This is a genomic window from Sphingobium sp. RC1 (assembly GCF_059738765.1).
Genome location: NZ_AP027306.1, coordinates 278342 through 302882 on the forward strand (window position 1 = coordinate 278342; position 24541 = coordinate 302882).

Sequence of the window (24541 nt, forward strand, 5' to 3'; positions counted from 1 at the left end):
TACTGCTCCTTAACATGGATGGGGTAGGAGCTTTGGCAATGACTGCCCTACTGATCACCGTGGACACAGAATTATCGTCACTGCTTCACGAGCGGGGAATAAGTCTGGAGGATAATATCCGCCTGTCCATCTGGGCAGAGGCTCGGGGGCAAGCCTATGGCATCGGCTGGCAGATGGCGGAGCTGGAAAGACATGGCCTCAAAGGGGTGTTCTTCGTCGATCCGATGCCCGCGCTGGTTTATGGAACCGAGTTTTTAAAGCCCATCGTCACCTCGATCGTGGACCGGGGGCACGAGGTGCAACTGCACGTTCACAGCGAATGGCTTCGCTGGGCGCGCCACTCCCCTGTCGAAGGGAGGCTGGGCCGCAATATCGGTGACTTTTCGATGGATGATCAGATCACCCTGCTGCGCTTGGGCAGGCAATGGCTGGAGGAGGCGGGTGCGCCTGCGCCCATGGCCTTTCGAGCAGGCAATTTCGGTGCCAATGACGATACGCTACGCGCCCTCGGTCATGTCGGCATGACGTGGGACAGCAGCGTAAACCCCGCCTATCATCGCTATGGTTGCCGCATCAGCGGTGCGCGCGATCAGGTCGCTCCCACGAGCAGCTTCGATGTCTGTGAGCTTCCCGTTTCGGGCATCACCGACCGGCCCGGCAGCTTTCGCCCTGCGCAAATCTGCGCGATGTCGGCGAAAGAGATGCGCACCGGCCTGCGCCACGCGGCGCGCGAGCGGCACGCCGCGTTCGTCGTCGTCACGCACAGCTTCGAAATGCTGACCCGCGACCGCCAACGTCCCAATCATGCCGTGATGCGCCGGTTCACCGCTCTCTGCCAGGAGGCCGCGAAGCTGACGGGCCTTCGTATTTGCGGCTTCCATGACCTGCTGCCCACCCTGGCGACAGAAGGTCGCGCCCTGCAAGACCGCGTCCCGCCCGATCGTCTTCGCACCACGAGCCGGATGGTTCAGCAGCTATGGGCCAGCTGGCGCTATGAACGTCGCTTCATCCCGGCCTGAACAGCGGCGGTGGAGGGGATTTTACGGAAGATGGCGGAGACGGAGGGAGGAGTATGTTCAAGCCAAAAGTGGCTAATATCCTGCGTTCCCTTCAGAACCGCTGAAGCTTTCCCACACTCATTCCCACGGTCATCTCTGCTGGCCGTTAAAGCACCAGCTTGATCACATTATGACGGACCAATTTGGACCTGTCCAGACGCTGCAGAGTTCGGAGCATTGGCGCCGTGCTGTCGGTTGCTGATCGGCCGGATCTGGTCGATGGGCGAATTTCCGATTCCGGACTGAGCCCCGGAGATAGCTGACATTCACGCGGCCGCGGCTGCCGACCAGATTACGACGTCGGGCCGACCGGGGATCCGTCGATATTTTGTTCATTGCCAGATTCTTTTTGCTTCTTCAAAACCTACGACCATTCGCTATCTGCGCTGGCATACGAGCCATAGCCTTGTTAAGGCTTGGCTATTCGATTTAGCTAACTAGTTGCGGGGTATCCCTGACCGATCCACGCGTAGAATTGGTGGGCGCGCGTCGCGATTTTACACAATTCATATTCACATCCAGAATACGCTGTGAAAAAATGAAACAATCGCCAAATTCTTCGCGCGCGGCCATGCGCAATATCGCTCGCTGCTAGGCATTGAGTGTATGATTAGTGTTTTGACCAGGCGCCATGTTTGTCGTGTAACTGCTGCCGTTTTTCTGTCAGCCAGGGTCTGTATGCTGGCGACACGCAAAGCTCTCTCAACGTTGGCGAGGTCAATCGATCTGCCGAGGGGAGGTGACCGCCAAATTCGTTCCGGCAGGCCTCCTTCTTCCGAGCGGCGGATCCTTGACTATCCATTAACTGCGCCGATTTAGTTTCGAGTGCCATTCTGCCACTTCGGTGAACCTAAATAGGTGGGTAAACCTTGTCTGCCGAACAGGGGAATCTCGATGTGGTACTTTGATAGAGTGTTATCCACTATAGACAAACGTACGGCACGGCTCAGATATTCTGCACCCGGATTACAGCGCCCGTTGCAGCGCTCCTGCTACGGACGTCGCCAAGCCATGCTCAACAGGAATTGACAGGATATTGTATACAACCCATGACGGGTGAGAGTTGTCGCCGACGACTGCTGGCCACCGTGCCCGATTGGGTTGATGGCCTGCTACCGATTCAGGCGTCTGCTGCCGCGAGTGTCGAGGGACGACCGAATGACCGTAACGATCAAAGATTTTCCACCAAGCGCCAGGGAAGATGCGCCGCTCTTCATCGATGCGGCGGCTGTGCGTCGCTATACGCCAATGACACCTCTTGTGGAGGCGCTTCACAACGCTTTTGTAGATGATCTGCGGTCGCCCGAGCGGCAGGGCTACGAACTTCCGGACAATGCGACTTTGCTGCTGATGCCAGCATGGCGGCGCGGCGCTCATTGCGGCGTGAAGATCATCACCGTTCAACCCGATACCCGGCCTACGATCCAGTCGACCTATTTTTTCATGGAGGCACGGACCGGCCGGTTGAAGGCGGTGATGGACGGGACGATGCTAACGCCACGCCGCACCGCCGCCGCGTCGGCGCTTGTCTGTCGGCATCTGGCGCGCGCAGATGCCTCAACGCTGCTGATGATCGGAACGGGCGCGCTGGCGCCGCACCTTATCGAGGCGCATGTCGCGGTCCGGCCCATCAGGCGTGTCATGATTTGGGGCCGCGATCCGATAAAGGCGCGGAGGATTGCCCATGATCTGCAGGGGAGCGATATCGCCATAGAGGTCGTCACCGATCTCAATCTCGCTGTACCCCAGGCCGACATCATCTCGGCGGCCACGTCGTCGCGCCGTCCTCTAATCCGAGGGGCTTTGCTAAAGCCCGGAACGCATGTCGATCTCGTTGGCGCTTTCAGGCCCGACATGGCGGAGGCGGATTCGGTCGCCATAGGCCGGTCGCGGATTTTCGTGGATGGCTATGACGCTGCCAAGGAAGAAGCGGGCGATCTCCTGCAAGCGATCGCTGCCGGGCAGATTGGGTGGGATGACATTTGCGGCGATCTTCATGCCCTCTGTTCAGGCCGCGTCGAGGGCAGGACGTCGGACAATGAGATCACGCTATTCAAATCCGTCGGCGTAGCGATGGAGGATCTGGTCGCTGCCGAACTCATTTTTGAAAGCTGTGCCGCCGAAGGCTTTGCCCATTGTTCCGGTTTCAGCCTGGCAATGTCGTGACTGTCCGCGCGTATCACAGTCCGCGGGGCGCCGTGTCCACAGTGGCAATCCCCTGCCGCACCAGGCGGCCGGTGCGAGTGAGCATTGGCGCGAGGTTGCTGAAGCGTCCGACACGGCTGTGAAACCTACCTCACACAGTGTTGCAAACGTTACATGTTTATGCTTGCACAGTTTTGTATATGATATACACGAAAAGGCGAAATTGGTGAATCGGGTCTTCCTGTAGGCCGCGCCTCCCGCTCAGAATACTCTGACGGGCACTCACTAACTTCAGAAGCCGATGGAGAGTATGGCATGAGTGAGCAGCAGGTAATCGAAGGAAAGGGCGCATGGCGCCTCAAGGACGGCGTAAACCGGGTCTGGCGCATAGGCCGTGCGATGGCCGGCATTCCCACGGTCGATGATTATAGGCTCGACGAGATCGCCATTCCTAAGCCCGGTGAGGGCCAATTGCTGATCCGCAATATCTACATCTCCATCGCTCCGGGCATCCGGCCGATCATGCCCTATGCGGGTTTCGAGCCGGAAGTATCCAATCAGCCGTCGAAGGGCCGCGTGGACGCCTCCGACGACGAAATCCTGATGAGCCATATGGTCGTGGGCGACCGGATGCGCTCGGGAATGGTGCCATCGATGTCGCCGCATACCGGCGGCAATGTCGGACGCGTCGTCGAATCCCGCCACCCGGATTTCAAGGAAGGCGACTATGTCTTCGGCGGCCGTTTCTGGCAGGATTTCGAAGTGGTGGATGGCGAAGCCACGCTGCGCCTCAACCCCGAAGAGCTGCCGATCGAATCCAATATGGGGATGGTAGGGCTTTCCGCCTTCACCGGTTGGGTCGGCTATCGTCGCTATTGCGACGCCAAGCCGGGTGAGACCCTCGTCATCTCGGCCGCTGCCGGCGCAGTGGGTATGATGGTCATCCAACTGGCCAAAGCGGACGGACTGCATGTAATCGGCATCGCCAGCGGCGCCGAGAAATGCCGCTTCGTCACCGAGGAGCTGGGCGCCGACGCCTGCATCGACCGGCTGAGCGCGGATGTCGGGGCTGAGCTCGACAGGCTCGCGCCCAAAGGGATCGATATTTATTACGATAACGCCGCCGGTAATCTGATGGCTCCCGTGTTTGATCGCTTCAAGCCGTTCGGCAGGCTGATCGTTTGCGGTATGACGGCGGAATATAATGGCTTCGAGCAGAGCAGCCTGTCCACTGGCATGATCCTAGGCAAGCGGCTGAGGATTCAGGGCTTTGTGGTGACGGACAGCGAGTCCGAAAATGATGCATTCCGCTCTGATATCTCCAAGATGTGGCGCGAGGGCAAGATCACCTACAAGCATCAAATGTATCATGGCCTGGAAAGCGCGCCGGACGCGCTCGCAGCATCGCTTTCGGGTGGATATGCCGGCGGCAAGATCATCGTTCAGCTCTCGGAAGACGAAACCAAGAACTGATGAGGGGCTGGGGCTGATATCCGGATATTCACGATCCAAATATCAGCCTTATCCATAATATCTCGAATATCTCCATGGGCACTGCTTCGGCGGTCATGGGAGGATTGCGCCATGCGCCATGGCGGAAATTGCCATAAAATACAATAATCAGAAGAACTTATGGTAGAATTGATAATCTGTGATTTAGCCGGAAAACGATAATCATCGGCTGTCTACCTAAGTGCTTCCTCATCCTGTCGATCGAAGTCAGCACATATATTTGGGGGAGACCGGAAATGCGCGATCGTACCAAGCACCCTTATCTTTATCACAGCACTGCTCTGCTGTCGGGCGCCTTGGCGCTCATCGGTTCGACGCCGACGTTTGCGCAGGCGGTCGGGTCCGGCGACCAGCCCCAAGCTGGCATCACTGAGATCATTGTCACAGCCAACCGCCGCGAAGAGCGCGGACAGGACGTACCGATCGCCATCACCTCTCTCTCGCCGCAGCGCCTAGAACAACAGGGCATCGCCAAGGAGCAGGATCTGCAAGCGAGCGTGCCGTCTCTGGTCGTCGGCCAGAATGGCCAGGGATCGCGCGAGTCCAACGCCATAACGCTGCGCGGTCAAGGCGCGACGTTCCAGGCTTCGCCTGGCGTAGTCGTCTATCTGAACGAAGTTCCGCTTCCTGCGGGCGTTTCGCTCAGCCAGCAAGGCGGCCCGGGCAATTATGTCGATCTGGAAAGCCTTCAGGTCCTCGCCGGTCCGCAAGGCACGCTGTTCGGCCGGAATACGACAGGCGGCGCGGTCCTGCTCGTGCCTAAAAAACCCACTGATATGTTCGGCGGCTGGATCAGGGGGGAGTTGGGTAATTACGACCGCACCAATATCGAGGGCGCGATCAACCTGCCGGTCAATGACAAGCTGGCCGTTCGCGTGGTCGGTGCCTATCATAATCGCGATGGCTATACCCGCGACGTGGTGTGGAACAAGGATCGCGACAACGAACATTGGTATTCCGGACGGATCGGCATACTGTTCCGGCCAACCGACGCCGTTACTAACTACACCATGGTCTATGGGGCTTATTCAAGCAACAATGGCGCCGGCCTGATTCACCAGGGATATAATGTCGACAGTCTGGCGGCGTTTCAGCTGTGCGCCAACCTGCCTGTGGACCTCGTGGGCGGCTATTCCTGCGACGTCTATCGCGCCGCATCGGCCCAGGCCCAGCAGCTTGGTCCGCGTAAGACGGCGTATTCCACCGATGTGTTCAGCAAGACCAAGACATGGGGCGCGAGCAACACGACCGACATCGAACTGTCGGACCAACTCACCTTGAGGAATATCGTCAGCTATCAGCAGATGAAGCTGAACTATAATTATGACAATGACGCGACCGTCCTTCAGCAGCACGACATCAGCCCGATCGACCTGCCTGCGCCGGGGGTAGTCAATCTGCCCGGCACGAATATTCCTGTAACCTATTTCAACGAGATCGAACGCAATAGCCTGCCTACTGACAATCTGAGGGTGTGGACGGAAGAGTTGCAGCTTCAGGGCCGGATGATCGACGGCAATCTAAACTGGACCGTCGGCGGCTTCTTTTTCGATCAAAGGCCGCGCGGCATCGAAGGATCGCGGTCGCTGGCCTATTGCCCGGCGGTGGCGACCGGATTGTGTGAGCCCTCGCGCGCCTTTTACGGCATCAAGACCCGATCGAAGGCGCTCTATGCGCAGGCCACGCTCGACCTTGGGGCGCTTTCGCCCTCGCTCTCCGGCTTGCGGCTGACCGGCGGTTATCGCCACACCTGGGATCGCGTCTCCGGATTTTCCACGCAATATAATTATGACCCCGCGCTGCCTGGATCGGTGATCTGCGCGAACACGGCGGAGACAGTTCCGGAAGCGACCGCCGCCGAGGCGTGCCGGTTCACAGGCATCCAGCGTTCGAACTCCCCGTCCTGGCTGCTGGGCGCGGACTATAAGATCACGCCCGACTTGCTGATCTATGGCAAGGTCAGCCACGGATATAAATCTGGCGGCTTCAATACCTTCGCTGTGCGCTTCGGGCAGGGCACAGACCCCGACACCCGCAGCTTCCTGCCCGAAAAGGTAACGACCTACGAAATCGGTATGAAGTCCGATTTCCGTTTCGGCTCCGTCCCGCTTCGCCTCAACGTGGCTGCTTATTCCACCGATTACAACGATATCCAGCGCACCGGGGGCGATCGCAACGCGACCACCGGCGCGGCTGGCGCCCAGACCTTGAACGCTGATGCTCGGATCAGGGGCATCGAAGTCGAAGCTACGATGCGGCCTTTCCCGGGGATCGAGGTTGGCGGCAACTTCAGCTACACCGACGCCAAATACACGAAATATCTGTACCAGTCGGGGTCGGGCACTGTCGACTGCAACGGGCCAGTCGCCCCGGGCGGCATAGCTGACCAGTCCTGCCTGCCGATGCAATATGTCGCTCCCTATATCTGGAGCGTCCATGTCGGGGCCGAACAGCCTCTTGGCGACGACAAGGGCACCTTGTCGCTGTTCGTCAACTATTCGCACACGGCGAGCCAATTTACGAACGCGGTCGGCCTTCCATCCACGGAGCCCGGTTCGATGCTCGAACCGTTCGGCTTGCTATCGGCGTCCCTCGACTGGCGCGGGGTGGCGGGGTCGCGGTTCGACATCGGCCTGTTCGCGACCAACCTCACGAACAAACTGTACCGTATTTCGGACACCAACAGTTACAGCAACTTCCTGTTTGCCTCGACGCTCTATGGCGAACCGCGCATGTACGGCCTCCGCCTGAAATACAGCTTCGGCGAAGAGTGAGCATAGCGGTGGTCTTGGGCGCCGCCGTGGGGCGCGGCATAGCTGATGGTGGCGCAGATCATCGTCCGTCGTCGGCGCGCCCTGCGCCGACGACGGACGAACGCCGCAGCCCGTGTTCACAGCGGCCGGATCGTCCATATCGATCGAAGACGCCCATCTTCAGTGCTGCGGGAGAGTTATGAATGAACAGTATATCAGACGCAACCATCGTCGGCGCACTCGTCGCGTCCTCCCGTGCAAAAGCGCGGATGATGGTGCTGCGCGCCTTTCTGGCCCAGAATGTCGCGGTCGGCAGCGCCTTTGGGGGGTTCGGCGTTTCGGTCCTCGCCTTGCAGGAAATGTACGGCGCGACCCGGGGCGAAACCGCGCTGGTGCTGTCGCTGTCCGTGCTGATGATGGGCCTCGCCAGCCCCCTCGTCGCCACGCTGATCGCGCGGATCGGGCTGCGCTGGACGATGACGATCGGCACGCTGGTGTCGGGCGGTGGCTACGCCCTGCTGGCAGTCGCGCCCACCATCCAGGCGGTCATGCTGCTCTACGCTTTTCCAATCGGCGTGGGCCTTGCGATGTTCGGTCCCTTCCCCGCAAGTGTGCTCGCAAGCAATTGGTACAGCCACCGTCCGGGCGTCGCGCTCGGCATCGCGAATATGCCGCTGCTCGTCGCTGTGCTGCCGATCGTCGGTTCGATCGTGATACGCGATTATGGGCTGGTGTCATTTTACCTAACGCTGGCGGTGATGCACATCGCCTTGTTGCCGCTGATGCTCGGCATATCGGACCCGGCGGTAAAGGAAGCCGACCAGACGGTGGCCGCGCCCGAACCAGGCGATGCCGCGCCTATCGCCATCGCTTCAGTGCTGCGTAGCCCGTTCTTCTGGGTCATGGCCCTAGGCGCGGGCTTTCTCAATGCCGTCGGCATCACGGGCGTCTCCCATCTTGCGGTCTTCGCAGCCGAACAGGGCGCAAGCATGCAGGAGGCCGCCGGACTTCTCTCGATCCTGGGCGGGGCGGCGATCATCGGCTCCATCGCCGCCGGCATCCTCAGCAACCGTCTGGGCGCGGCGACGACCTTGGCGCTCATCGCCGTCGGCATGGGGATCAGCTGGCTGCTTCTCCTCTCGACGCCCCTGTTCCCGGTGATGGCGTTGGCCTCTCTCACCCTGGGCGCGGGCGGCGCGGGCTTATTCCCAGCGGTCAGCATGGTATCCAGCCGCCTCTTCGGCCAGCATTCGCTTTCCCGCGTGATCGGCATCTACAGCCCGGTTACGTTGCCGTTGACCTTCTTCCTGCCACCGCTTGCGGGCGTGCTGCGCGACCAAGCGGGCAGCTACACGCCGGTTGCGGGCATAATCATCGCCGGTTGCGCCGTCGTGACTTTGGTCTTCCTGACGATGGAGCGGCGACGCGCTTATCGCACCGGAGGCCATCAGCCGGCCTGAAAGGCGCGTCAATTCATTCCCGGACATTTCAGGAGATCGCCCCCATGACCCTCGACATTGCCTCGCCCCGGACGGAAAGAAGCGTCCGCCTCGGCGCGCGGCCGCTGCCTCTGGCCGACACGCCGGAACTGCGGCAGGCGTTGCAGGAGGGGGAGATCCACACCCTGCTCATGGCCTATGTCCATATCAGCGGCGACGAGGCGATGCTGGACAGGTTCGCGCCGCACATTAAATCCCCCTTTGCCCAACCCCCCGAAGCGATCCCGCCCGCCTTGCAGGAGGCGCTGCGCGAAAAGCTGCTCGCCATCCTCACGACAGCGAGGGTAGGGCGCGCGGAACCCTCCGCGGCGCTCATGCACCGCATGATGTCGGTCGGGCTCGACGAGCAGGTGGACGAGGAATTTCTGCCGCTAATCCACGATCAGATCGGGTTCCGGAAAGAGACGCCGCGCAAGGCGCGAGCCGGTCGCGGGCCGGTCGACCCGGGCTTCAAGGTGCTGGTGATCGGCGCCGGCATGACCGGCCTTGCCGCTGGCATCAAGCTGGACGAGGCCGGCTACGACTTCGAGATCATCGAGAAGAATGAAGAAGTCGGCGGAACCTGGTGGGAAAACCGCTATCCCGGCGTCGGCGTCGATACGCCGAGCCATTTCTATTCCTTCTCCTTCGCGCTGAACCCCGAATGGAATGATTATCATCCGCGCGGCGACGATATGTTCGCCTATCTCAAGGGGATCGCCGACGAATACGGCCTGCGTGGGCGGACGAGGTTCGGCACCAGGGTCGAAACGCTGATCTGGGATGACGAGGCCCGCGTCTGGAACGTCACCGTGCGCGACAAGCACGGCGATGCCCATGTCATCCGCGCCAACGCCGTTATCAACGGCCATGGGGTGGTCAACCGCTTCAAATGGCCCGCCATCCCCGGCCTTGACGCCTTTGAAGGGCCGCGCGTCCATACCGCCACTTGGGACAGGTCGCTCGACCTTAAAGGCAAGCGGGTCGCCGTCATCGGCACCGGGGCGAGCGCGGCGCAGCTGATCCCCGCGATCGCCGACGAGGTGGGCGAGCTCCATATCTTCCAGCGCAGTCGCCACTGGGTCTTGCCGGTCCCCGGCGACGACGTGGTCAGCGACGGCGTCAAATATGCCATGCGGCACATCCCCTATTATCTGGAATGGTATCGTTTCCGCATCTACTGGTTCGCGGCGGACGGCCTCTATCCCAACGTGCTGCTCGACCCCGAATGGCCGCACGATTCCCTTTCGGTCTCGGCGGGCAATGAAGCGATGCGGCAATTCGCCAGGGGGCATGTCGAGCGCACGTTCGCAGACCGCCCCGACCTAAAGGAAAAGCTGACGCCTGCTTTCCCAATCTTCTCCAAGCGGATCATCCTCGATCGTGGCCCTTATTTCCAGGCGTTCCTGAAACCTCATGTCCATCTGGAGCAGGCGGGCATCGCCCAAATCAAACCCCATGGCATCGTCCTGGAGGATGGCCGCGAGATCGCGGTCGATATCCTGATCTGCGCCACCGGCTTCGACGTCGCCAACATGATGGGCGACCTCGACATCGTCGGCGAAGGCGGCAGGCGGCTGCGCGACGAATGGGGCACCGACGACGCGCGCAGCTATTTGGGGTTGATGGTGCCCGGCTTCCCCAATTATTTTCATACCACCGGCCCCAACAGCGCGCCCAACCATGCGGCGGGACAAAATCTGGTGTCGGAGCGGCAGGTCAACTACATCGTCGAATGCCTGGACTGGCTGCAGGCCGAGGGGAAGGCCGCGATGCAGCCCAGTCAGGAGGCGTTCGACGGCTGGCAGAACAAGGTCGAGACCCAGATGGCGAAAATGATCTGGAGCCACCCCAGGGCGTACAGCTATTATAATAACAGCAAAAAGCGCAATTACCTGTCGTGGCCATGGCGTCTGGTGGATTTCTGGAATGCGAGCCAGGGGCCGAAAAAGCGGGACTTCGTGCTGAAATGACGGGTATCGGACGGATGACGCCGCATTTCCTGCGCCGCGTCGTAGGGGGCTGTTGATGTCGCAGACGATCGCCATCATCGGCGGCGGCATCATCGGATGCTCGGCCGCCTGGTTTCTGCGCGAACGGGGCTTTGCCGGAGAGATCGTCGTCGTCGAACGCGATCCGAGCTATCAGCAGGCGTCGACGACGCTTTCGGCCGCGTCGATCCGCGTGCAGTTCGGCAGCCCCGTCAATGTGGCGCTGAGCCAGTTCGGCGCCACGTTCCTGCGCGGCCTGCCGGACCTGCTTGGCCGCGACGTCGATGTCGGCTTTGTCGAGCGCGGCTATCTGATCCTGTCGCCGCCCAATGCCGGGGGCGAAGCCGACCGGCTGCTGGCGCTTCAGCGCGCGCACGGCTGCATGGTCGAACGGTTCGACCCCGCCGGGCTCGCCGCGCGCTTCCCCTGGCTGGCGACGCAGGGCGTGGGCGCGGGCACGTTCGGGGTCAGGGACGAAGGATGGTTCGACGCCGCCTCGCTGCTCGCCGCGCTGCGCGGCGCGGCGATCGACCGCGACGTCCGTTTCCGTCACGCGCATGCCGCCGGGCTGCGCGAGGCGGGCGGGCGGATCGCCGCCGTCCGGCTGGACGATGGATCGGAGATCGCAACCGACTGGGCGATATGCGCGGCGGGCGCGCATTCCGGACGGCTGATGGCGTCGATCGGCATCGACCTGCCCGTCGCGCCGCGCAAGCGATGCGTCTATCATTTCAAAGGGCCGCTGGACGGGAAGGATATCCCGATGCTCTTCGACGTTTCGGGCGTCTGGATCCGGCCGGAAGGCGCAGGCTTCATCGGCGGCATCGCCCCCGATCCGGCCGACGACCCCGATGCCCATGACGATTTCCAGCCGGACATGGCCTTGTTCGAGGACCGTTTCTGGCCCGCGCTCGCCGCCCGCATTCCTGCGCTCGAACAGCTTCGCGTGCTCAACGCATGGGCCGGCCATTACGACATGAACCTGTTCGACCATAATGCGGTCATCGGCGCGCATCCGGATATCGACAATCTGGTTTTCGCCTGCGGCTTTTCCGGCCATGGCGTGATGCACGCGCCAGGCGCTGGCCGGGCCGTCGCCGAGCGGATCGTCCATGGCGGCTACCAGACGATCGACGTGTCGCCGCTCGCGTTCGAACGGATCGCGCAGGGGCGGCCCTATGTGGAATCCACCATCTATTGAAGGAAGTCGGAACGATGACGAAGAACAGGGTCGCGGTCGTGACCGGAGCAGCGCGCGGGATCGGTTTCGCCTGCGCCCGCCGTTTCGCGCAGGATGGCGCACAGGTCGTGCTGGGCGATGTGGATACCGATCATCTCGCCCGCGCCGTCGAAACGCTGGGCGCGGAAGGGTTCACGGTCAAGGGTTGCCTGGCCGACGTGAGCATCCGCGCCGATGTCGAGCGGCTGGTCGACAGCGCGGTGGAGGCGTTCGGCGGCATCGACATCATGCTCAACAATGCCGGCATCGCCATCAACAAGGACATGATGGCGATCACCGACGAGGAATATGACAAGGTTCTGGGCATCAACCTCAAGGGCGCTTTCCTGGGATTCCAGATCGCCGGTCGCCGGATGATCGACCAGGGGCGCGGCGGCGTCATCATCAACATGTCGTCGATCAATGCGCGCCTCGCCAACCCGTCGCTCGCGACCTACGCCATTTCCAAGGGTGGGATGAACCAGTTGACGACGACCGGGGCGGTGGCGCTCGCACCGCATGGGATCCGTGTCGTCGGGATCGGGCCGGGCACCATCGCCACCGAAATGCTCCAGCAGGGCCTGCTGACGAATGAGGAGCAGCGCCGCATGATCCTGTCGCGCACCCCGAGCGGTCGCCTCGGCGATCCGTCGGAGGTCGCGTCCGTCGCCGCATTCCTGGCGAGCGACGACGCGTCCTACATGACCGGGCAGACCATTTATCCCGATGGTGGCCGACTGGTGCTCAACTATGTGGTGCCCGTCGAGGAGGGGGCATGACGACCCCGTCCGGGGGCGCCGCGCGGCGGATCGACCTCAATGCCGATATGGGCGAGGGGTTCGGCCCATGGCTGATGGGCGATGACGAGGCGATGTTCGCGCTGGTCAGCAGCGCCAACATCGCCTGTGGCGGCCATGCCAGCGACCCGGAAACGATGTTCCGCACCCTGACCCTGGCGCGCGATCATGGCGTCGTCACCGGCGCGCATCCCAGCTATCCCGACAAGGAAGGCTTCGGACGCCGGCGGTTGCCGCACGGTCCCGGCGAGATCGAGCGGTTCGTCGCCGCGCAGGTCGGCGCGCTGATGGCGATCGGCGCGCTCGTCGGGCAGCCGATCACCTATGTGAAGCCGCACGGCGCGCTCGGCAATGTCGCCACGGTCGATACGTCCGTGGCCACCGCGATCGTCGCGGCGGTGCGCGCGGTGGACCCTGGCCTTGCGATGCTCGCCATTTCCGGCACCGTCCTGGAACAGGTCGCGCGCGACGCGGGCATGCAAGTGTTCAGCGAGATCTTCGCCGACCGGGGCTATACAGCCTCCGGCAATCTCGTCCCTCGCAGCGAACCCGGTGCGCTGATCCACGACGACAGATTTGCAGCGGATCGGCTGGTGTCTTTCCTCAAAGACGGGATGATGCCGACCGTATCGGACGCGCCCGTCGCGTTGCAGGCGCATTCGATCTGCGTTCATGGCGACAGCCCCGACGCGGTGGCGATGGCGCGCACCGTGCGCGACGCCCTGATGGAGCGCGGCGTCGAAATCGCCCCCTTCCTGCCCCGGCCATGAACGCCCCCGTCATGCGTCCGGTCGGCGAGGCCGCGCTGCTGATCGAACTGGGGAGCAGCGTGGGGGAGGAGACGCACCGGGCCGTGCTCGCCCTCGACGATGCACTTGGCGCGGCCGGGATCGCCGCCATTTGCGAGACGGTGTCCACCTATACGTCCGTGCTGGTCCGCTACGATCCCGACCTCATCGACTATGACGGCCTTCGCCGCCTGTGCGCGCCGTTGGTGCGACAGCCCGGCGCAGCGCCCCGCGCTGGCGCCTGCCATGACGTTCCGATCTGCTTCGACCCTCCTTTCGCGCCCGACCTCGACGCCGTGGCCGACGACCTCGGCCTCGCGGCGGAGACCGTCGCGGAGCGACTGCTGGAAGCGACGCTGCGCGTCTATATGTACGGGTTCGCGCCGGGCTATGCCTATATGGGCGGCGTGCCGCCCGCCTTACACCGGCCGCGAAAGCCCGCCGCCGTGCGCGGATATCCGGTCGGCAGCGTGCTGATCGCCGGGCCGCAATGCCTCATCTCGACGCTGCCGATGCCGACGGGCTGGTGGGTGGTCGGGCGGACGCCGCTGACAATCCTCGATCGCGCGTCCGACGCGCCGCCGCTCTTCCAGCCCGGCGACACGGTGCGCTTCCTGCGGATCGATGCGGACCAGTTCGCGCGGTGGACGGCGCCGTGACCCCGTCCGCCACCTTCGCCATCGAACAGGCGGGGCCGCTCACCACCACGCAGGATGGCGGCCGCCCAAGCCTGCTGCGCTTCGGGATACCACGCTCCGGCCCGGTGGACCGCTCCAGCTATGAAGCTGCAATACGCGCGTTCGGCGGGGCGGCCATGGCCAGCGCGATCGAACTGTCGCAGGGCGGCGCGACGCTGCGCTGCGTCGATGGCGAGGCGGCGTTCGCGCTTTGCGGCGGCGGCTTCATGGCCGAGCTCGACGGATACAACCTTGGCGACTGGGTCGTCGCGCGCATCTCCGCCGGCATGCGATTGCGGGTACGGCCAGGCACAGGCAACTGGGCTTATCTCGCCTTTGCCGGGACGATCGCGGCGCCTGCATGGCTCGGCAGCGTTTCAAGACACGTCCAGGCCGCGCTCGGCGGGCAACATCTTGTCGAGGGCGATGTGCTGAAGGTCGCCGACTGCCAGCCTTTCGTGACCCCGGAGCAGGGCACCCGAGGCGTGCCGCGCCCGCCCGAGAGCGATCGCCCCTTGACGCAGGCGCGCGTTATTCTCGGGCCGCAGGAGCGTTTCTTCAGCGCCGCGATGGTCGAAAAGCTGCTTGAGGGGACGTTTCGCGGTTCCGCCTCGTTCGATCGCATGGGTCTGGTGCTGGACGGGCCAGAGATTCCGCCCGAGGCTATCGACATGCCCAGTGAACCGGCGGTACGCGGGGCGTTGCAAGTCGATGGTGCGGGCCGGACAACCCTGCTGCTCGCCGACCATCAGACTGCCGGCGGCTATCCCAAGATCGCGGTCATGTTGGCGGGCGATGCGGATCGGCTGGCCCAGCTCCCGGCCGGACATGCATTCCGGATCGTGGCGATCGATGCGCTAGAGGCACATCGTGCTACCCTTGCCGACCGGCGCGCGCGCGACACCTATCATCAGATGCTGCTGCGGCCCTTCGACCTCGAAGCGCGCCTGTCGGACAGTAACTTGATCGATGGTGTGATCAACGCATTGGATTCGATTTAGGGATTCGCCTAGCCGGGTCCGTCATCGGGCCGGGCAGGTGATCGATATCGAAACATCAACACGACGCGGCTGGGAACACCCCTCCCAACGCACTAATTTCGTCTAAACCTCTGCTCAAACCCCTATAAATCGGGCGAAAAACGCCTTTCGAATGCAAGGCCAATAGCGCGACGCCAGTTGCCAAAAACATGACCCGCCTTTGCAATAACCCGGCAAGAAAGCTTGCAAGGAAAATCACGCTCATATACATTGGATAAATAATACGATGGGGGAGACAGTATGCCTAAGGACCTGGTTCGGCCGATCGCACCGCCGATGATCGTCGATGATATTTACACCGCTGAGTATTATCGCCAGCTCGTGGATGTGGCGCGCGGACGGGGGCCTTGGGAACTGACGGTTCGTCAGTTTTACACATCGTTGAAGGATATGGATGACTCCACGGCCGACAAGAAAGCCGCCGACCAGAAATCGGATGATCCTATCCTTCCCTATTTCACCGGTTATCTCGCAAGGGGCGGCGTGTGCCTGTATCCGGAAATGGAGGAATGTTTCTTCAACAAGAGGTTTCTGGATCTGGGCAGAAAATATTGGAAGGCCCAATATGCCCGGCCCGAAAATATGATCTTCAATCTGAACGGCCCGGCCATTAATTCCGACCAGGGCCATCTCGACGGGGCCGAGTTTCGCGGCCTGAACTTGGGCAATACTCCCAATTGGCTGCTCAATTCAATGATCCGCTCCGATTTGTTCAAGCCGTGGCAGATGAAAAAGGCGCAGGTCATCACCTGGTTCTATCAGGGCGACGTGGGTGGGGGGTTCACCTATTGGCCGCGTGGGCCCTATGGCACGCCTGAACGTATCGCCACGCCGGTCTGGAACCGGGGCATCGTCGCCGAAACCGAAAGAATGTATCATCGCGGCGAAGCGAACGGGCCACTGGACCAGCGTTGCCCAAGCGGCCTGACGATGGATTCGATGATCGGTCCTGACCCTGACGTTGCGGATGGCTGGCAGATCACGACCGGCTCAAGGGTGATCCAGAAGATTCCGGCGCGTGAACTGAGGATGATGGTACATTGGCGCGCGGACATCTACATGGATCTGGAAGAGCTCAAGAAGGTGGTCGATCATACCGACGACCTGACCCATGATGACGTTATTGATAGGTTCCTGAAGGATCTGCGCAAGAAGGGCCATGTCATCGAGACGCCCTCCGACCCGCTGCATGACCGCGCCTTCATGAACCTGCTGACCGAAGTCTATGATCCGGGGTTACCCCACATCTACCCCCCTGATGCGCCCTGTCCACAGAAGGCGGCTTGATCGTCCGAATGCCATCGTGCGAACCGGGCCGCCGACGCGGGGGGCAGGAGAAAGATATGACCACGCTCGCCTTTGCATTCACCAAGCTCGTTGTCACGGACCTGGCGCGCGAGACTGCATTCTACCGCGATGCGATCGGCCTCCACCCGGTCGGCCACGCCTGCACCGACGAGCATGAAGAGGCGATACTGGCCATTCCAGGCCAGCAGGGCAGTCCGCTTCTGATGCTGATGCGCTATCTCGATCGTCCGGCTCCGCCAGCCGGCTCGGCCTGTGTCGGCTTTGCCGTAAACGACCTGCCCACGACCATCGCCGCGGTCGAGGCGGGCGGCGGGCGCGTCGTCACCCCGCCGCAGGACGTCGCCGAGCATAGGTTGACGATCGCCATTGTCGCCGATCCCTAAGGCCATCCGGTCGAGTTGACTGCAAAGATGCACTGAAGCTTCGGGCAAAGGGCGGCGTCCCCGCACATGCCCGTCAATCCTACAACCGGCACCGTGCGCCAAAGCACTTGTTATGTATCCAAAATACGTCCAAGCCGGACGGGCCGCAATGGTGCGCGGCGTAAAAATAGGATATTAACGGCTGCAATGCCATCAAGAATTAAATCAGTGGGCGTCGCACGCAATACAATCACCGATGCGGTGACGGATCAGCTCCGATCATTGATCCTGTCCGGAGAGATCGCGGACGGCATGCCGCTTCGCCAGGACGCGATAGCAGAGGAAATGGGCACGAGTCGGATCCCCGTCCGCGAAGCGCTATCGCGTCTGGAGGGCGAAGGACTGGTCGCCAGCTATCCTCACCGCGGCTATGTGGTCACCGGCCTGTCGCGCGACGACATCCAGGAATTGTTTGATCTGCGCGCCATGCTGGAGCCTGAGCTGCTGCGCTATGCCATTCCCCGGCTCACGCCTGAAGATATCGAAACGGCCGAGAAGATAATCGAAGATTATGACGCCGCGATCGTTTCAGGCGACATCGCAAGCTGGGGCGAGTTCAATCGGCGCTTCCACATGACGCTCTACAATCCTTCTAACCGGATCAAGTCCTTGAGGATCGTGCGCGAACTGCTGGTCAATTCCGATCGTTATGCCCGGCTAGTGCTGACAGTCGGAAACAGCGTGCATCGCGCTCAGCATGATCATGGCGCGCTCCTGGACCTGTGTCGCCAGGGGCTCGTCAACCAGGCCGTCGATCTAACCCGCTATCATATCAGCCGGACAGGCGACGATCTGATTTCGCTCATCGACAAGAATGGATTGCCACATACGCGAGGCATGGTGGACATCGAACAGGAGCAACCGGTAAAGCCCGCCAGACAGCGACGGGTCCGAGCACCGGCTCGGTAGCGAGGGTGGGCCTTCGTTCCGACCAATACAGCGTCACGCCGGAACGACATGGGGCCGGGACAAGGCTGCAACAGGTCGAGGATTTTCGGCGCGGTCGATAGTGTGCCTGAGGTACGAGCCACCATGCCTGCCGCACGCTTAAGTGCTGGCGCCGCCGTGCAGGCGTGTGGAGCAGATGATCGCGCCGATTCCTTGAGCCGCTGAAAACACCGGATCATCCCGTCAATTGCCGGTTACGCATGTCGTCGCTTCTGATGACAAAACGTGAAAGGCGGCCCGCAAAGGCCGCCTTTTCATGCTGAGCCCTCGTGCATGCCTAGGCCGCGATCAGGTCTATCGCGTGCAGAGCAGCACCCATCGCTCTTTCGCGCTGTTCGGGTCCGATGGCGATGCCATCTGCAATCACGAATTGCGGCATGCTGCCGATAAAGCCGAAGACGTCGCGCAGATAGGTTTCCAGATGCTCGACCGCGGCTGCCGGCGTTCCCGCTGAATAGAAGTCGCCGCGCGCCAGAGCGACGATTACCCGCGTACCACCGGCCAGCCCCTCAGGAGAGCCTGCCTCCGTGTAGCGGAACGTCCGCCCGGGGACGAGAAGGCGATCGATCCATGCCTTAAGTTGGGTGGGCAGCGTAAAATTATACATCGGCGCGCCGACGACCACCGCATCGGCGGCAAGAAATTCATCGACCATCCTGTGATCGGCGGCATCTTCGAGCGTAAGGTGAGGCAATGGTTGCGCGGCAAGGTCGCGATGGATGATCGTTGCAGCCGGATCGGCCTCTGCCAGCCTTTTAACGATGGAGGCGGTTAAATGACGTGTGACGCTGGCTTCGCCGGAAATGCTGCTGTCAATCTGCAAGATGTTCATTGATGCCTCTCTGGTATTGATTAGTAACTGAAGCATTATAGGTAACTGACTGTCACGCCTCCGCAAGAAGGCACATGGTTGTGTCATAGGCACGCCGCTGTAACTACATTGCCGCGCCCCATCGGAGAACGCGATATGGAACCTCTTATCAATGGCCTGCAATGTCGCGGCATCAACGAAGTGCTGCAGCGCATCGGCGACAAGTGGAGCATGCTGATCGTGTCGAAGCTGAGCGAAGGCACGATGCGGTTCAGTGTATTGCAGCGCGCCATCCCCTTGATTTCCCGGCGTATGCTGACCTTGTCATTGCGGGGCCTAGAACGTGACGGGCTGGTGATGCGCACAGTGACGCCATCAATTCCACCGCGCGTCGATTATGAGTTGACCCCACTGGGTGAATCGCTCCGTGTTCCGATCTGCGCGCTTTCGAATTGGGCGGTAGAAAACATCGTCGCGATCCATTCAGCGCGGATGCGTTATGACGGGCATAGCGAGAAGTTGTCAGACGAGAGGGCTGCCGACCTTCCACCTGACCTCGAGCGATCTATGCGGCGGCAGAAACTGTAGTGGCTTCGGCCGCACATGATCTTGCGGATGGTCCGGCATGAGGCGCCAGCCACGCCCGCCATGGCGTTAATCGCACGCTGCGTGCGAACTGATCCACGATCTGGCGATTTATTGCTTTACGCAGTTAAGTGCCGTCCGCTGGCTGCGCGCAGAGCGGGGCATGGAGATGGCGGTTGTGGCCCGCTGGTCGGCGGCAGGTTGGTGACATTGATGCAGCTTATTTGGAATAAGATCGTAAGGAGGGCTTGGAATAGTTTATCGATCTAATTAGCGGAATCGATGCGCCACTTTTTTGGATTGAGCTGAAGGGCCATTTGTGAAGAAGTCCTCGTTCGTAGCGCCTTTGCGACCATGCGCGAAGTTCCAGTGCCGATCATTCGGTTCGCCAGCTTTTAAGTGAATGTAAGACCGTTTCCGGCGAGGAGATTTGGTCAGCGAACGTCAGCAATGCCGGCGTAAGCAGTCGGCCGAGCATACGCCATTCGATGTCAGCGATGGATACAGTGTAACCGGTGTTCTGGCGCCACCTTGTCTGATTTGGTGGCTCAGGCAGAGATGCGAGGATGGACGACGCCATCCTTACGACCGCATTGGACACCCACACTGGAGTGGCTCTGAAGCCAGTTCGACGGGTTGAAGTTCTCAGCGGGATGGCCGGACGACGGCGTTCCTGGACGCTAGAGCAGAAGCTGGCGCTGGTTGCGGAGATGGAGCGTTGCGACAATGTCGCTGCCTTTGCACGCGAGCGGGATGTCAGCACTGCGCTGCTATACACATGGCGGCGGGAGTTGCGTTACGCGGTAGAGGCCAGCAAGATTTCGCCCCGTCACGAGCCGATGTTCGTGCCCGTGGTTGGCGAGACATCGCCGCCGGGTTCGCACGATGGGGTTGTAGAGGTCGAGGTCAGTGGTGCCGTTGTCCGGATCGGGCAAGCGGCCCGGACCGATCTGGTGGTAGCCGTTATCCAAGCTCTGCAGGCCCCAGGCATTGGACTTGTAATGGTTTTGTGCCGGTCACCTGAGAGTTTAAGGCTCGTTCAAGGAGACCGACGAGATGATCAAGCATAGCGAAGAGTTCAAGCAGGAGGCGGTGCGGATTGCGCTGACCAGCGGGTTGCCGCGCGAACGTGTTGCGTCGGATTTAGGGATCGGCAAGTCGACCCTGAACAAATGGGTGTCGCACTATCGTCCATCTGACCTGGTGGCATCGCCGCAGGCAGATCTGGCGCGGGAGAATGAACGGCTTCGCCTGGAGAACCGTGTACTCCGGGAGGAGAGGGAAGTGCTAAAAAAGGCAACTCAGTTCTTCGCGAGCCAAAAGCCGTGAGGTTCGCCTTTGTGCATAGCTGGCGGCATCGCTGGCCGGTGGAGTTGATGTGCCGTGTCCTGCAGGTCAGTGAACGCGGCTATCGTTCCTGGCGTTCGCGTCCGATCAGTCATCGGGAGCGGACGGACATGAAGGTGCTGGCCCATATTCGGGAGCAATATAGCCTGAGCCTTGGCAGCTATGGTCGCCCGAGGATGACGATGGAACTCAAAGAGGCCGGCCTGGATGTCGGAGAGCGCCGCGTTGGCCGTCTCATGCGGATCAATGGGATTAAGCCGGTCCGCACGCGCAAGCACAAGGTTACGACGGACAGCCACCATCGCCTGGGCGTTGCGGCGAACTGGCTGGACGGCGACTTTGCCGCCGATGCGCCCAACCGCAAATGGGCGGGTGACATCACTTATGTCTGGGCGTCGGAAGGCTGGCTCTATCTCGCCGTCATCCTCGATCTGCATAGCCGCCGCGTCGTGGGCTGGGCGGTCAGCGACAGGATGAAGAAGGATCTGGCGATCCGAGCGCTGGATATGGCTGTACGCCTGCGCCAGCCACCTGAGGGCTGCCTTTTCCATTCGGATCGCGGCAGCCAATATTGCTCCTATGATTATCAGAAGAAGCTGCAGGCCTATGGCCTGCGTCCATCAATGAGCGGCAAGGGCAACTGCTACGACAACTCCGCCGTCGAGACCTTCTTCAAATCCCTGAAGGCGGAAATGATCTGGCGGCAGAACTGGCCAACCCGGCGACAGGCGGAAGCTGCCATCTTCCAGTACATCAACGGCTTCTACAACTCCCGGCGACGCCATTCATTTCTGGGCGGCATCAGCCCGCTCGCGTTCGAGGCCAAGGTGGCATAATGAGATAAGTGACCGGCACAAAACCGTTACATCTGTGGACGCCCCTTCGGACGCAAGCGGAAAATTGGGTTCGGCGCGTAGTCGGATGCTGCCATCTGTCCGGCCTCATTATGCAGGATGTACTGCGGGCCTGTATGGGAGTCCGCGGGTCAAATCCAAATCAAGTCCGCGTGCTTTGTGCACATTGTAACGGTCTGGTTTTTTGACCCCGTCTCGCCGACTGTTGTGCCATACCCTCCTTCGACCGACTGCGTCTTCCGACGACCTCTTGTGACTTTGGCGGCGCTATACCGCCATTATCACCGGAGCTTTGTAATCCTCTTCCTTCATGAGCAGTGCCCAAACGATCCGCGCTGTCTTATTCGCCTGGGCCACGGTCACCAGCATACGCGGCTTTCGAGCCAGCATTCGAGCAAGCCACGAACCTTCAGTCGCACCTCGTTTGCTGGCCTGACGCACAACAGCACTGCTGCCAATGATCAGCAATCGCCGCAGTGTGCGCTCGCCCATCTTGGACGTCCGCCCCAGCTTGGTTTTTCCGCCTGTAGATTTCTGCAGGGGCGTAAGGCCAAGCCAGGCGGCAAAGTCACGCCCCCGTTTGAATGTCGCTGCAGCAGGTGCGAGTGCTGCGATCGCTGTCGCAGCTATCGGTCCAACGCCGGGGATGGTCATCAGCCGACGAGCGACTTCATCTTCGCGGGCTCGCCGCGCGATTTCCTTGTCGAGTTCCGCTATCCGGTGATCAAACTCCTCAAGTATGCCGAGCATGACGCGGAACATCTCTCGCGCAGCCGACGGTAGCGACGCAGTGACCGCATCATCGATCAGCTCGCTAAGCTGCGCTACCCAGCTCGGCCCTTTCGGAGCAACCCAGCCATACTCAGCCATGTGCCCCCTAATCGCATTGATCGCTTGCGTGCGTTGCCGGACAAGTAGATCGCGGGTTCGGAACACCAATGCCGAGGCTTGCTGCTCCTCGCTCTTCACCGTCACAAACCGCATGTTCGGGCGCTGCGCAGCCTCGCAAATGGCCTCGGCATCAGTGGCATCGTTCTTTTGTCGCTTTACGAACGGCTTCACGTAGGCTGGCGCAATCAACCGAACATCATGTCCCATACGCACCAGCTCCCGAGCCCAATGATGTGCCCCGCCGCAAGCTTCCAGCGCCACCAGGCACTTTGGCTGAGCAGCAAAGAACGACAGCACTTTACCACGCGTAACCCGTCGACTGAAAACCTGAAGCCCGTTCGAATCGGCCCCGTGCGCATGAAACACATTCTTTGCGATATCCAAACCGATCGTGCTAATCTCCGACATGGACGCCTCCTCAAGTGGTGTTCAACACCTCCACTATGGCACATCGATGCCGTCGGGGGGCGTCCACCCCATCAAGTCCAATGAGTTCAGCGTTTCCGCGAGGCGGGCGACCTTCTGCTCGAAAAGCTGCACGAGAGCCGGATGGGCAAGGATGGTGCCGTCATTCGTCGATGCGCTACCGATTTCCCGGGGCAAGCGAGGCGCGCTCGATCTCCCGTTCACCGAGCATCCTCGCGATGGTGGGGCTTATCACGCCGACCAACATGTTCGCCGCGAGGTTCTCGATCTTGATGTCCAGCTCCGTGAGCCTCGCCCGTTGACGGCTCTCCCGCTCGTCCCGCGTGCTGGTGAGCTTGGCGACATCCCGTCCGAACTCGGCGATGAAGAGGTCGGCCATGTCGTCGGTGGGCAGCTGCTTCTTCAAGGTGAAGAGGGTGGCGGCTTCGACCGCGCCGGTACGGATCGTCGTCGAGTTGGCGCATGTGCCGCGCTCCCGATTGGCCACGCATTGGCCACGCACCGGTAGTAGTCCTTTCCGGTCAGCGTGAAGTTGGATCCGCACTTGCTGCACTTGATCAGCCCAGACAGGAGATGCCGCTTCCGGTTCGATCGCGACATGTCAGAATGCTGAGGCAGGGCGCGCGTAGCGAACTCAGCATCTACCGAAGCCACCAGCGCCTCGTCCACCATCCAAGGATCTGGCATTGCTCTCGCCCCCATTTGGCTTCATCGCGCATTCGATAGCGGCGCTCGGAATCGGAATCGCGCCGCCATTCGCGGCGGCCCCATATCAGGATGCCGCGATGGAGCGGGTTGTTCAGGATGCCGGTGAACTTCTTCGGATCGCCGCGGATCGTGGATGCGCCCCATTCTCCTCCACGTGGTGAAGGGATGCCGTCGGCATTTAGGCCCTTGGCGATGTCGATGGCGGATCTGTCGGCAGCGAATTCGGAGTGGATGCGCCGCACGATGGGCGCGAGCTCGTCGTCGATCTCGAACGCACCGCGAACCGGAGTGCCCCGTTCGTCGTACCGGACGACCCGCCGGTAGGCGTACGTTTTGGCACCGGCGATGCGGCCGACGAGCACGGCCGCCTTCATCCCACGCAGTGTTTTCTTCTGGAGATTGGTCAGGAACATCGAACCGAGCAGTCCTGCGACTGCCAGCTTGACTTCGTCGATCTCTCCTTCGGTTGAGGTCACGAGCCGTACACGGTCGAAGCGCAGCTTCTTGCCGAGCCAGCTGATGTCCTTCCCGTCGCGGGCAATGCGATCGAGCGCCTCGCAGACCGCGAGGTCCACCCGACCGGCCCGCACATCGGCGAGAAGTTGCAGCAGGCATGGACGGTCCCTGCGATAGCCTGAGATGTAGGTATCGACGACCTCCGCGCCGATGCGGGCGATGGCGCCAAGTGCGAACAGTCGGCAAATCGGGGGCGCACGCGATAGGTCGAACGGCCGATTCAACAAACCTCCTCCGGCCTACGTGTGACGCTCCCGGATAATGGTA

At 61.4% G+C, this 24541-nt stretch carries 23 protein-coding genes; 17 read left to right on the plus strand and 6 right to left on the minus strand.

Going from position 1 to position 24541, the window contains the following annotated elements; translation table 11 throughout:
- The first annotated feature begins 38 nt into the window (after positions 1-38).
- The 14 genes from AC6JBC_RS01370 to AC6JBC_RS01435 all read left to right on the plus strand — a co-directional run bounded on the left by AC6JBC_RS01370 (position 39) and on the right by AC6JBC_RS01435 (position 18097).
- Positions 39-1019: a polysaccharide deacetylase family protein gene (locus tag AC6JBC_RS01370; protein WP_498024971.1), complete on the plus strand. Its 981-nt coding sequence runs from the start codon at positions 39-41 to the stop codon at positions 1017-1019.
- Positions 1020-2216: 1197 nt separating this feature from the next.
- Positions 2217-3224 (plus strand): bifunctional Delta(1)-pyrroline-2-carboxylate/Delta(1)-piperideine-2-carboxylate reductase, encoded by a 1008-nt coding sequence (lhpI, locus tag AC6JBC_RS01375; protein WP_498024973.1) that lies wholly within the window; start codon positions 2217-2219, stop codon positions 3222-3224.
- A gap of 294 nt (positions 3225-3518) precedes the next feature.
- Positions 3519-4676 (plus strand): zinc-binding dehydrogenase, encoded by a 1158-nt coding sequence (locus tag AC6JBC_RS01380; RefSeq protein WP_498024974.1) that lies wholly within the window; start codon positions 3519-3521, stop codon positions 4674-4676.
- 275 nt (positions 4677-4951) lie between these two features.
- Positions 4952-7489: a TonB-dependent receptor gene (locus tag AC6JBC_RS01385; RefSeq protein WP_498024976.1), complete on the plus strand. Its 2538-nt coding sequence runs from the start codon at positions 4952-4954 to the stop codon at positions 7487-7489.
- 182 nt (positions 7490-7671) lie between these two features.
- Positions 7672-8928, plus strand: a complete 1257-nt coding sequence (locus AC6JBC_RS01390; protein WP_498024977.1) for an MFS transporter — start codon at positions 7672-7674, stop codon at positions 8926-8928.
- Positions 8929-8972: 44 nt separating this feature from the next.
- Positions 8973-10919 carry a flavin-containing monooxygenase gene (locus AC6JBC_RS01395; RefSeq protein ID WP_498024978.1) on the plus strand — a complete coding sequence of 649 codons (1947 nt, stop codon included), beginning with the start codon at positions 8973-8975 and terminating at the stop codon, positions 10917-10919.
- A 55-nt stretch (positions 10920-10974) separates the two neighbouring features.
- Entirely contained in the window at positions 10975-12138 is a 1164-nt protein-coding gene (locus tag AC6JBC_RS01400) for an NAD(P)/FAD-dependent oxidoreductase (RefSeq protein ID WP_498024980.1), read from the plus strand.
- A 14-nt stretch (positions 12139-12152) separates the two neighbouring features.
- Positions 12153-12935 carry an SDR family NAD(P)-dependent oxidoreductase gene (locus tag AC6JBC_RS01405; protein WP_498024981.1) on the plus strand — a complete coding sequence of 261 codons (783 nt, stop codon included), beginning with the start codon at positions 12153-12155 and terminating at the stop codon, positions 12933-12935.
- A complete protein-coding gene (locus AC6JBC_RS01410; RefSeq protein ID WP_498024983.1) occupies positions 12932-13723 on the plus strand; it encodes a LamB/YcsF family protein in 792 nt (263 codons plus the stop codon). Before AC6JBC_RS01405 ends, AC6JBC_RS01410 begins: the two co-directional genes overlap by 4 nt.
- Positions 13720-14400, plus strand: a complete 681-nt coding sequence (locus tag AC6JBC_RS01415; RefSeq protein ID WP_498024984.1) for a 5-oxoprolinase subunit B family protein — start codon at positions 13720-13722, stop codon at positions 14398-14400. The genes AC6JBC_RS01410 and AC6JBC_RS01415 overlap by 4 nt, the downstream gene beginning before the upstream one ends.
- The gene (locus tag AC6JBC_RS01420; RefSeq protein ID WP_498024986.1) at positions 14397-15419 is read left to right on the plus strand and encodes a 5-oxoprolinase subunit C family protein; all 1023 of its coding nucleotides are present in this window, start codon (positions 14397-14399) and stop codon (positions 15417-15419) included. The genes AC6JBC_RS01415 and AC6JBC_RS01420 overlap by 4 nt, the downstream gene beginning before the upstream one ends.
- A gap of 279 nt (positions 15420-15698) precedes the next feature.
- Positions 15699-16745 (plus strand): hypothetical protein, encoded by a 1047-nt coding sequence (locus AC6JBC_RS01425; RefSeq protein ID WP_498024988.1) that lies wholly within the window; start codon positions 15699-15701, stop codon positions 16743-16745.
- A 56-nt stretch (positions 16746-16801) separates the two neighbouring features.
- Positions 16802-17149, plus strand: a complete 348-nt coding sequence (locus AC6JBC_RS01430) for a VOC family protein (RefSeq protein ID WP_498024989.1) — start codon at positions 16802-16804, stop codon at positions 17147-17149.
- Between the two features lie 207 nt (positions 17150-17356).
- Positions 17357-18097, plus strand: coding sequence for a GntR family transcriptional regulator (locus AC6JBC_RS01435; RefSeq protein WP_498024990.1), 741 nt, complete (start codon positions 17357-17359; stop codon positions 18095-18097).
- A 316-nt stretch (positions 18098-18413) separates the two neighbouring features.
- On the opposite strand, the gene AC6JBC_RS01440 is transcribed toward AC6JBC_RS01435, so the two are convergent.
- Positions 18414-18968, minus strand: coding sequence for an FMN-dependent NADH-azoreductase (locus tag AC6JBC_RS01440; RefSeq protein ID WP_498024991.1), 555 nt, complete (start codon positions 18966-18968; stop codon positions 18414-18416).
- Between the two features lie 135 nt (positions 18969-19103).
- On the opposite strand from AC6JBC_RS01440, the gene AC6JBC_RS01445 reads away from it, so the two are divergent.
- The 3 genes from AC6JBC_RS01445 (at position 19104) to AC6JBC_RS01455 (ending at position 21715) form a co-directional block, all read left to right on the plus strand.
- Complete coding sequence (locus AC6JBC_RS01445; protein WP_498024992.1) at positions 19104-19535, plus strand: winged helix-turn-helix transcriptional regulator; 432 nt, start codon at positions 19104-19106, stop codon at positions 19533-19535.
- Between the two features lie 707 nt (positions 19536-20242).
- A complete protein-coding gene (locus tag AC6JBC_RS01450; RefSeq protein ID WP_498025971.1) occupies positions 20243-20602 on the plus strand; it encodes a hypothetical protein in 360 nt (119 codons plus the stop codon).
- Positions 20589-21715 (plus strand): IS3 family transposase gene (locus AC6JBC_RS01455; protein ID WP_498024994.1). Its coding sequence is split into 2 segments (ribosomal slippage): positions 20589-20820 and positions 20820-21715, totalling 1128 coding nucleotides; the frame shifts between segments, so codons are not numbered across the junction. Before AC6JBC_RS01450 ends, AC6JBC_RS01455 begins: the two co-directional genes overlap by 14 nt.
- A 285-nt stretch (positions 21716-22000) precedes the next feature.
- Here AC6JBC_RS01455 and AC6JBC_RS01460 read toward each other — a convergent pair.
- From AC6JBC_RS01460 to AC6JBC_RS01480, 5 genes are read right to left on the minus strand one after another with little or no spacing between them, the layout of a single operon-like run.
- Entirely contained in the window at positions 22001-23032 is a 1032-nt protein-coding gene (locus tag AC6JBC_RS01460) for an IS110 family RNA-guided transposase (RefSeq protein ID WP_498024874.1), read from the minus strand.
- A 33-nt stretch (positions 23033-23065) separates the two neighbouring features.
- Complete coding sequence (locus tag AC6JBC_RS01465) at positions 23066-23227, minus strand: hypothetical protein (protein ID WP_498024995.1); 162 nt, start codon at positions 23225-23227, stop codon at positions 23066-23068.
- Positions 23208-23552, minus strand: a complete 345-nt coding sequence (locus tag AC6JBC_RS01470; RefSeq protein ID WP_498024997.1) for a hypothetical protein — start codon at positions 23550-23552, stop codon at positions 23208-23210. The genes AC6JBC_RS01465 and AC6JBC_RS01470 overlap by 20 nt, the downstream gene beginning before the upstream one ends.
- Positions 23453-23752, minus strand: a complete 300-nt coding sequence (locus AC6JBC_RS01475; protein WP_498024998.1) for a recombinase zinc ribbon domain-containing protein — start codon at positions 23750-23752, stop codon at positions 23453-23455. Before AC6JBC_RS01475 ends, AC6JBC_RS01470 begins: the two co-directional genes overlap by 100 nt.
- Entirely contained in the window at positions 23692-24498 is an 807-nt protein-coding gene (locus AC6JBC_RS01480; protein WP_498024999.1) for a recombinase family protein, read from the minus strand. The genes AC6JBC_RS01475 and AC6JBC_RS01480 overlap by 61 nt, the downstream gene beginning before the upstream one ends.
- Positions 24499-24541: the final 43 nt, after the last annotated feature.